11 protein-coding genes and 1 pseudogene are annotated in these 7,990 nt (G+C 56.4%); 1 reads left to right on the top strand and 11 read right to left on the bottom strand.

Annotated elements, in window-relative coordinates:
- Positions 1–22: 22 nt before the first annotated feature.
- The 11 genes from tsaD to HMPREF1992_RS08185 form a co-directional block, all read right to left on the bottom strand.
- A complete protein-coding gene (gene tsaD / locus HMPREF1992_RS08135) occupies positions 23–1,045 on the bottom strand; it encodes a tRNA (adenosine(37)-N6)-threonylcarbamoyltransferase complex transferase subunit TsaD (protein ID WP_021685413.1) in 1,023 nt (340 codons plus the stop codon).
- Positions 1,008–1,496, bottom strand: a complete 489-nt coding sequence (rimI, locus tag HMPREF1992_RS08140) for a ribosomal protein S18-alanine N-acetyltransferase (RefSeq protein ID WP_021685414.1) — start codon at positions 1,494–1,496, stop codon at positions 1,008–1,010. Before rimI ends, tsaD begins: the two co-directional genes overlap by 38 nt.
- On the bottom strand, positions 1,493–2,212 hold the full coding sequence (gene tsaB / locus HMPREF1992_RS08145; RefSeq protein ID WP_037359230.1) for a tRNA (adenosine(37)-N6)-threonylcarbamoyltransferase complex dimerization subunit type 1 TsaB: 720 nt from the start codon (positions 2,210–2,212) through the stop codon (positions 1,493–1,495). Before tsaB ends, rimI begins: the two co-directional genes overlap by 4 nt.
- Positions 2,193–2,669 (bottom strand): tRNA (adenosine(37)-N6)-threonylcarbamoyltransferase complex ATPase subunit type 1 TsaE, encoded by a 477-nt coding sequence (gene tsaE, locus HMPREF1992_RS08150; protein WP_021685416.1) that lies wholly within the window; start codon positions 2,667–2,669, stop codon positions 2,193–2,195. Before tsaE ends, tsaB begins: the two co-directional genes overlap by 20 nt.
- Positions 2,670–2,791: 122 nt before the next feature.
- Positions 2,792–3,310 (bottom strand): ribosome maturation factor RimM, encoded by a 519-nt coding sequence (gene rimM, locus HMPREF1992_RS08155; protein WP_021685417.1) that lies wholly within the window; start codon positions 3,308–3,310, stop codon positions 2,792–2,794.
- Positions 3,282–3,692, bottom strand: coding sequence for a YlqD family protein (locus HMPREF1992_RS08160; protein ID WP_009655708.1), 411 nt, complete (start codon positions 3,690–3,692; stop codon positions 3,282–3,284). Before HMPREF1992_RS08160 ends, rimM begins: the two co-directional genes overlap by 29 nt.
- Before the next feature lie 102 nt (positions 3,693–3,794).
- Complete coding sequence (locus HMPREF1992_RS08165) at positions 3,795–4,022, bottom strand: KH domain-containing protein (protein ID WP_037359233.1); 228 nt, start codon at positions 4,020–4,022, stop codon at positions 3,795–3,797.
- An 85-nt stretch (positions 4,023–4,107) separates the two neighbouring features.
- Positions 4,108–4,383: a 30S ribosomal protein S16 gene (gene rpsP / locus HMPREF1992_RS08170; RefSeq protein WP_021685419.1), complete on the bottom strand. Its 276-nt coding sequence runs from the start codon at positions 4,381–4,383 to the stop codon at positions 4,108–4,110.
- Between the two features lie 38 nt (positions 4,384–4,421).
- Positions 4,422–5,798, bottom strand: coding sequence for a signal recognition particle protein (ffh, locus tag HMPREF1992_RS08175; protein WP_021685420.1), 1,377 nt, complete (start codon positions 5,796–5,798; stop codon positions 4,422–4,424).
- On the bottom strand, positions 5,795–6,160 hold the full coding sequence (ylxM, locus tag HMPREF1992_RS08180; protein WP_021685421.1) for a YlxM family DNA-binding protein: 366 nt from the start codon (positions 6,158–6,160) through the stop codon (positions 5,795–5,797). The genes ffh and ylxM overlap by 4 nt, the downstream gene beginning before the upstream one ends.
- Positions 6,161–6,327: 167 nt before the next feature.
- Positions 6,328–7,773: a DUF438 domain-containing protein gene (locus HMPREF1992_RS08185; RefSeq protein WP_021685422.1), complete on the bottom strand. Its 1,446-nt coding sequence runs from the start codon at positions 7,771–7,773 to the stop codon at positions 6,328–6,330.
- Positions 7,774–7,896: 123 nt separating this feature from the next.
- Between HMPREF1992_RS08185 and HMPREF1992_RS11830 the strand changes: the two are divergent.
- Positions 7,897–7,990, top strand: a pseudogene (locus HMPREF1992_RS11830) (secretion protein HlyD); the annotation flags it as partial.

Here is a 7,990-nt window from a genome sequence, read left to right on the forward strand (position 1 = left end):
TCGTCGAATATCAACTCCAAGATCACGCAAAATCAAGCCCTGGAACCGCGTTCAGATAGAGATCGCTGTACTTCCCTGCCGCGGCTTGATACGCACCTCGGCACGCAATCATCGCAGCATTGTCAGTACAAAGGCGCAGCGGCGGGTAGAGATAACGGATTCCCTGATCCTCTGCCGTCTCGCGCAGACGCTTTTCAAGCGCTGCATTCGCCGCAACCCCGCCCGCGAGGACGAGTGTATCACGCCCTGCCTCGCGGATTGCCTCGAACGCCTTGTGTACGAGCACCTCGACTACGGCGGACTGGAAGGAAGCGGCAATATCTGCCTTGTTCAGTACATGTCCCTTCATTTGCTCGCTGTTGATGTAGTTCAGCACGGCAGATTTCAGTCCGCTGAAGCTGAACTCATAGTTGCCCTCCTGCGCAAGTGCACGCGGAAAGTCGATTGCGGCGGGATTGCCCGTGCGTGCAAGTTTGTCGATCTCTGGACCGCCCGGATACGGCAGTCCCATCACGCGCGCCACCTTGTCAAAAGCCTCGCCCGCCGCATCATCACGCGTCCTGCCCATCTGGCGGAATGTCTCGTAGTCCGCCACATCGACGAGCGCCGTATGTCCCCCCGAGACGACGAGCGCCATAAAGGGCGGTGTGAGATCCTGTGTCGCGAGGAAGTTCGCAAAGATATGCCCCTCGAGATGATTGACCCCGATCAGCGGTACACCGAGGGAGAATGCGAGCGATTTCGCCGCCGACACACCGACGAGAAGCGCACCGACAAGTCCCGGCCCATAGGTGACGGCGATCTGGTCAATCTCCGCGAGTTCCGTCCTCGCCTCTGCAAGCGCCTGCTCGATGACAGGCAGGATGCTCAGAATATGGTTGCGCGAAGCGATCTCGGGGACGACACCGCCGTATTTTTGATGAATCGGAATCTGCGTCGCGATCACACATGAGAGAAGTTCGCGTGTCCCGCGCAGAACCGCCGCCGAGGTCTCGTCGCAGCTCGTCTCAATCCCGAGCGTCAGTTTCTCCTGCACATCTTTCATTTACAAATTCCTTTAGCTTCGTATGCCACATCAGGATCGCGTCTTCATCGTTGTCCTGATAGTATTTCTTTCGTATGCCGACTGCCGCAAACCCCAGCCCCTCATAGAGCCGCAGTGCGGGCGTATTCGACGGGCGCACCTCGAGTGTCATGCGCTCCGCACCGCGCGCCGCCGCTGCACGCATCAGCCGTGCCATAAGAGCTTTGCCAAGCCCCCTGCCGCGCTGCACGGAAGTCAGCGCGATATTCGTCACCTGCGCCTCCTCGAACGAGATCCAACAGCCGCCAAAACCGATGATTTCCACATCATCGAGCGCAACGATATAGCATGCAAAGTCATTCGATGCCTCGCGCCAGAAGTCCTCACGCGACCACGGTGTCGGAAAGCTCTCGCGCTCGATATTTGCCACGGCCTCCGCGTCCTCTGGCAATAGGTCACGAAAGTGAATCACTGCGCCGCCTCCGTACCGTGCCGCTTCTCCCAGAGCACTTCCGCCTCACTGCGGCGAAGATAGAGCGGCGCAGCCGTTACAGGATCGTCCACCGCCCCCCGCACAAGGCGTGCAAGAGCCGCCAGTCCCACGCATGCCGCGCGCGGCATACGCGCATGAATCGGTGCAAGACGCACATTGGCCGGAAGCGCAAGCGCCGTTTTCTTCTGCATGGCATCGCCGAGCAGAAGAACGGACTTCGCAGTTCCCTCAAGTGAGGCAATAACTTCTGCAAGCGGGAGGATGGCGAGCGCACGCTGTTCCCGCAGAGTCAATCCATCTGTGCCCGTCTCCCACGCAAATTCCTGCGCATAAACATTTCCCTTCTGTGCGTCCATCATAGCAACGAGGCGCACGCCCTCACATACATAGTGATGAGCAAGCGCCTCGAGTGTCGGTACGGCGACGAGAGGAATATGCATGGCATACGCCATCATCTTTGCCGACGCAAGCCCGATCCTGAGTCCTGTGAACGAACCGGGGCCTATGCTGACGGCGATTCCCTTGAGTTCTTCCTTTTTTACGCGGGCCATACGGAGCGCCGTATCGATGTGCGGCATCAGTGTCTCTGAGTGCGTCAGCGCGCCCTGCATGCTGATTTCTGCAGCAACACACTCCTCCGATAGGACGGCGACGCTCGAAACCTGCGAAGATGTATCAATGCTCAGGATCGACAATATCGCTCAACTCCTCCAAGAGCGCCGTGCTAAGCTCCCCTTCAGCAGCAAAGGTGAATTGGCGCTCCTCCCCACCCAGATCTGCGATGTTCACCTGCAAACGATCAGCAGGCATCGCGTCGATAAACTTCTCTGCCCACTCGATCAGTACAATACCCTCCGTCGCCTCCGCATACTCATAGAAGCCAATGTCCTCCAACTCCTCCTCGGATTCGATCCGATAGAGGTCGAAATGAACGATGGGACATGCCGCCTCATAGATGTTCATGAGATTGAATGTTGGGCTGGTCACGTCGCTCTCTACACCAAGTGTCCGCGCGAGTGCCCGTACAAAGAGGGTCTTGCCCACCCCAAGCTCTCCATCGAGGCAGATCACCGTCCCCTCGTGGATGATTTTACCGATCGTTCCCGCTAAATGCGCAGTCTCCTCGGGAGAGTGCGTGATACAGGTGAGCATACTCTGTCCCCTTTTGTTGCCAGTGGTTCCTGAAAAAACGAAACAATTTGATACATTATAACATGATACGCGCTTTTCCGCAAAGAAAAAGCGGCAAGGAGATATGTTCTCCTCGCCGCTCATCAGTGAGCCCCTTCCGGCAGTCGTACCGTCATGCGTCCGCCCGGCACATCAATCACACGCACGACAGCGCGAAGTGCTGGAATGAGGATTTCTCGTCCATTCTCACTGCGCACGGCATAGACATCGTTACTGCCCGTCTTCAGGACATTCTCGACTATGCCAAGCTCATTGCCCGCTTCATCGTACACCGTCAGTCCTATGATGTCAAAGACATAGTACTCACCCTCATCGAGCGGCGCCGCTTCCTCGCGTGCAACAGTAAGCAGACGCCCCGTCAGGCGCTGCGCCTCCTCACGCACTCCATACTCACGGAAGCGCATCAGGATATTCTTTCCCTGCGGCTTTGCACTCACAATATGCAGGAGCTCATCGCCTACCATAACCTCGCTCAGCCCCACAAAGCGCTCAGGAAAGTCCGTGAGCGGGATGATGCGCAGATCACCGTGAATGCCATGTGCAGCACCTACGCGCCCGATGACAATGCGTCCGTCAGGAACGGATGGCAATAATTTTGTCATCTTCTACCAGAATCTCAACGTTCATGAGCTCGCGCATATCGTCGCCGACCTTCGCCTCGACCTGACGCTCAAGCGTGCCCTGCACAATCTCTGCGCCCTCAACAAATTTCTGCAGCTCCTCCTGATGTGCGCGCGTCTCCTCGATGTAGTCCAGGCGGCGCTGGCGTTCCTGACGAATCGTGTTGATATGCTGGATCGCCTGCGGGGTCAGTTCGCCCTGCTCCGCCTCCTGCATCACACGCTTCTCCTGAATACCGAGCTGCTGTACCTCAAGCTCTGCGCGGCTGAGGCCTTCCTCCATCTCCTTGAGCATCTTCGCACGCAGCTTTTCCGTCAGCTTCGCCTTGACGGTGACAGGCACTTTGATAGAAATAGAATCCACTCTGTATCTCTCCTATTGCTATAGATATAGATATGCAAAAACGGCGACCGTCCGAGACGCGCGCCGTTTCGAGGGCTGTCACAGACAGCTCCCCCAGCGGGTTCAGCCGATCTCGACCGTCACCCTCTTATTCTCCTTCGTCGCTGCGGCTTTGACAACGCTGCGCAGTGCCTTTGCAATGCGCCCCTGTTTGCCGATGACCTTACCCATGTCATCCTCCGCTACACGAAGTCTCAATATGATCTCCTGATCATCCTGCGTTTCGTCAACGACGACAGCTTCCGGATGATCCACCAAGGATTTCGCGATAACCTCCACGATCTCTTTCACGCCGGTCGTCACTCCTCATCGCAATACGCTCATGAAAAGGAATCCTCCACCGAAATGAAGGAATTCCTTTGATAAGCGCTACTCTTCAATCCTTCTGACGCTTTGCCTCAGCGAATTTCGCCATCGTGCCGTTCTTGCTCAGGATGTTCCTGACCGTGTCGGTAGGCTGTGCGCCCTTCTTCATCCAGTCGATTGCCTTCTCTTCGTCAACATTGACAACGGCGGGCTGCTTCGACGGATCGTAGTTTCCAAGGATCTCAATGAATCGACCGTCACGCGGTGCACGCGAGTCGGCGACAACAATGCGATAAAAGGGATTCTTCTTCGCACCCATGCGGTTCAAACGAATCTTGACTGCCATAATTTCACCACCTTTCGTTGTGTGTTATTTACTATGTATTATTTGAAGAATGGCATCTTCGGAAGCCCCATTCCGCCGAGCAACGGTATAGAGGGCATTCCGCCCTTGCCCTTCATCTTCTTCATTTTCTTCATCATCTTGCGCATCTCGCCAAACTGCTTCAGGAGCTTGTTCACATCCTGCACGCGCGTTCCGCTGCCCGCGGCGATGCGCTTACGGCGGCTGCCGTTGATGATCGTAATATCCGCGCGCTCCTTTGGTGTCATCGCACGAATGATCGCCTCGAGCTGACGCATCTCCTTGCCGTCAAGATCAAACTCCTGATCGCCAAGTTTTTTCTTGAGATTTCCCATTCCCGGAATCATACCGAGGATGCTGTTAAGCGAACCAAGTTTTTTGACTTGCTGCATCTGGCTGAGAAAGTCATCGAGGGTAAAATCGTTGCGGCGAAGCTTCTCCTCCATCTTCTTCGCATTCTCGAGGTCAAAGTTCTCCTGCGCCTTCTCCACGAGGGAGAGCACATCGCCCATGCCGAGAATGCGCGATGCCATGCGGTCAGGGTGGAACACCTCAAGCGGCTCAAGCTTTTCGCCCATACCAACGAACTTTACAGAACAGCCCGTGACCGCCTTGATCGAGAGCGCAGCGCCGCCGCGTGCGTCGCCGTCCAGCTTCGTCATAATAACGCCGTCAAGTCCGAGCGATTCATCGAAAGACTGCGCGACGTTGACAGCTTCCTGGCCGGTCATCGCATCGACGACGAGCAGAATCTCGTGTGGCTTCACCGCCGCCTTGATGTCGCGCAGCTCCTGCATAAGTGTTTCGTCAACCTGCAGACGTCCCGCCGTGTCGATGATGACGACATCATTCGCATGCGATGCCGAGTGTGCAATCGCGGCACGCGCGATTGCGACCGCATCCTCCTGTCCCTGCGAGAACACGGGCACCTCGACCTTTTCGCCGATCACCTCAAGCTGCTTGATTGCAGCGGGACGATAGATATCATCCGCGACAAGCAGCGGACGCTTGCCCTGTTTCTTGAGCATGAGTGCGAGCTTGCCCGCCGAGGTGGTCTTACCAGAGCCTTGGAGGCCGACGAGCATGATAACGGTCGGCGGGTTCGGACTGATGTTGAGACGGCTCTCCGTCCCGCCCATCAACGCAGTCAGTTCCTCGTCAACGATCTTGATGACCGCCTGTGCCGCCGTGAGCGTGTCGAGCACCTCCTGCCCGACAGCACGCTCCTTCACGCGCTTGACGAAGTCCTTGACGACCTTGAAGTTGACATCCGCTTCGAGGAGCGCCATTCGCACTTCGCGCATCGCCTCGTTGACATCATCCTCAGTCAGCTTGCCATGTCCGCGCAGCTTCTTGAATATGCCCTGCAAACGATCGGACAGATTCTCAAAGATCATTCTCCCACCTCCTTCGTATCATCCTGTGCTGTGTATTGTTCCAGTTCGTCCGCGATACGCCGCACATCGGCACACGCAATCGGTTCTCTGAGTGCGCGCAGCTCTGCACAGACGGCAGCAAGTGCGTGCTCCTGCGTCTGTTGACGCGCGAGGAGTCCGAGCGTCTCCTCCATCTCCGTGAGCGCGCGCTCTGCGCGGCGAATATTGTCATGCGCCGCCTGCCGCGTAATGTCCAGCTCTTCGCCGATCTCCGCGAGGGAGAAGTCCTCCGCGATGTGCAGACGCAGACACTCGCGCTGCTTTCCCGTGAGAAGCCCGCCGTAGAGATCATACAGCCGTGCGAGGTAATAAAGTCGCTCCATGCACATCACCTGTTTCTAAACACTTCTGCGATTATAACGGCAAACGAAAAGCCTGTCAAGTATTTTTCTTGACAGGCTGAGTTATATGCTTGGAATGTGGCATGTCCCCCATAGCGACCCCTTGCGCAACGAGGTGTTCGCGTGGGGGATTGCCGCAATGCCAATATTTAGCGACGGAATTTTTCCAACGGCTCTGCGTGGTCAGTCACAAACTCAACCGTGCCGATGTATTCGCCCGCCGCATCGTACATTGCCTGATAGTGTACGCGAATCGGACGCTCACGGATGTAGCGGTGCACGATCATCTGCGTGCGCTTCTTCGCCTTGAAGTCCGCAATCAGATTCCGCACTACGGGAATGATCTCGGGCGGGTGGCAGTTCATCACATCGCGTCCGAGTGCGGACAGCGGACGCGTAAACACCTGCCCCTCGTTCGTGAAGAAGCGGACGACATCGTCCTTGTCGATAAAGGTAATGTCCACGGGCAAGAGCTGAAGGATCGTCGTCAGCTGCTCCATCGACAGCTCGCCCGTCGGGAACTGGAGCTTCCCCCCCACCTGAGACCGTGCGAGACGCTCTGCCTCCTGATCGAGCCACGGCTGCGCCGCCTCCCATGCAGGAATCGGAACACCGAACGAGATGCCCATATCCGGAAGATCATGATAGCAGCGATACCATTCCATCTGCGTGAAATAGCGCAGGCTGAGCGGAAAGAGAATCTTCTCCTCCTTGAAGATCATCTCACGAATGCGCTGCGTAAGTGCACGGATGCGCGCCTCGTAGAGCGGCAGCGTCTCCGCGTCTGCCTTGAGTGCCTTGATGATCATCGCGAGCTCGCGCTTCATCTCATCGTCGATGCCCCACATGACCTGCGAGGGCCCCGTGACACCGTAGTCATAGAGAATCGGCATCAGCAGCTCTTCCTTCTTGATGTAGTGTGAGCGCACATCGCCGAGCGCAAGAATGTGCTGGAGCATAACATCCGTCCGCTTTGCGCCGTCCAGCTCAGCCTCAATCGTGTCAAGCAGGGTCTCGAGTGCCGCATTCTCTGCGCGCAGAATCGTGAGCGGATGCCCCTCGGGCAGTGCATCGATATCATCAGGGTTCACTGATGCTGCCTGCGCATGAATCTCATCATGTGAGAGCGCACCCGGCGGCGGCTCACTTGCTACGCCGTGAAAGAGTGCCGAATGCACGTCGCAGAGGCGCTGCACCTCACTGACGGGCATTCCTTCCTTGATGAGGGTCTGCTCTGCCGTCATGATTTCCTGCGCGTCAACGTGGCTGAACTCCTGTACGAAGTCCTTGCGGACGGACTCAAGATCCTCACCGCCGGAAAGACGCTCGATAAAGTTCCGTATGCGTCCCTGACGCGACTGTGCATCCTCACTGATGACCTGATAGCCGCGCTCCTCGAACGCCGCAATGACCTTCGCCAGATCGATGCCCTTCACTGCTGCACCACGCGGAATCGTCATGATGCGCCCCATCACATTCAGCGCAACGGGGTTCGTAATCTCCTTAAAGCCGATCTCCGCCATAATCTCACTGACTTCGGGATTCTCCTCCACCAATTCGGCGACCGTCTTTTTCAGATCAAGTATCTTCTCCATCGTCAAAGCTCCTTTATATATCAAATGGTCTTTGTCATCTCTATGTGACGATTATAACGCAGAACAAGCCAAAAGGCTGTAACCTTTGGTACGGAAATAAAGGAATCACTGATAAAATGAAGTCTGCCAGATTGGCGTAGATTTTTCTGTCCGATTGAGGCAGCAAACCGGACGCATAGCCAGAGCTATGTGGAGGATTTGCTAACGAAAAGCGGGC

It is taken from the genome of Selenomonas sp. oral taxon 892 str. F0426, assembly GCF_000468035.1.
GTDB lineage: Bacteria > Bacillota > Negativicutes > Selenomonadales > Selenomonadaceae > Centipeda.

Excerpts from the sequence above, each read along its gene's own strand:
- tsaD (WP_021685413.1), bottom strand. The coding sequence starts at position 1,045 with ATGAAAGATGTGCAGGAGAAACTGACGCTCGGGATTGAGACGAGCTGC.
- tsaE (WP_021685416.1), bottom strand. The coding sequence starts at position 2,669 with ATGCTCACCTGTATCACGCACTCTCCCGAGGAGACTGCGCATTTAGCG.
- rimM (WP_021685417.1), bottom strand. The coding sequence starts at position 3,310 with ATGACAAAATTATTGCCATCCGTTCCTGACGGACGCATTGTCATCGGG.
- rpsP (WP_021685419.1), bottom strand. The coding sequence starts at position 4,383 with ATGGCAGTCAAGATTCGTTTGAACCGCATGGGTGCGAAGAAGAATCCC.
- ffh (WP_021685420.1), bottom strand. The coding sequence starts at position 5,798 with ATGATCTTTGAGAATCTGTCCGATCGTTTGCAGGGCATATTCAAGAAG.
- ylxM (WP_021685421.1), bottom strand. The coding sequence starts at position 6,160 with ATGGAGCGACTTTATTACCTCGCACGGCTGTATGATCTCTACGGCGGG.
- HMPREF1992_RS08185 (WP_021685422.1), bottom strand. The coding sequence starts at position 7,773 with ATGGAGAAGATACTTGATCTGAAAAAGACGGTCGCCGAATTGGTGGAG.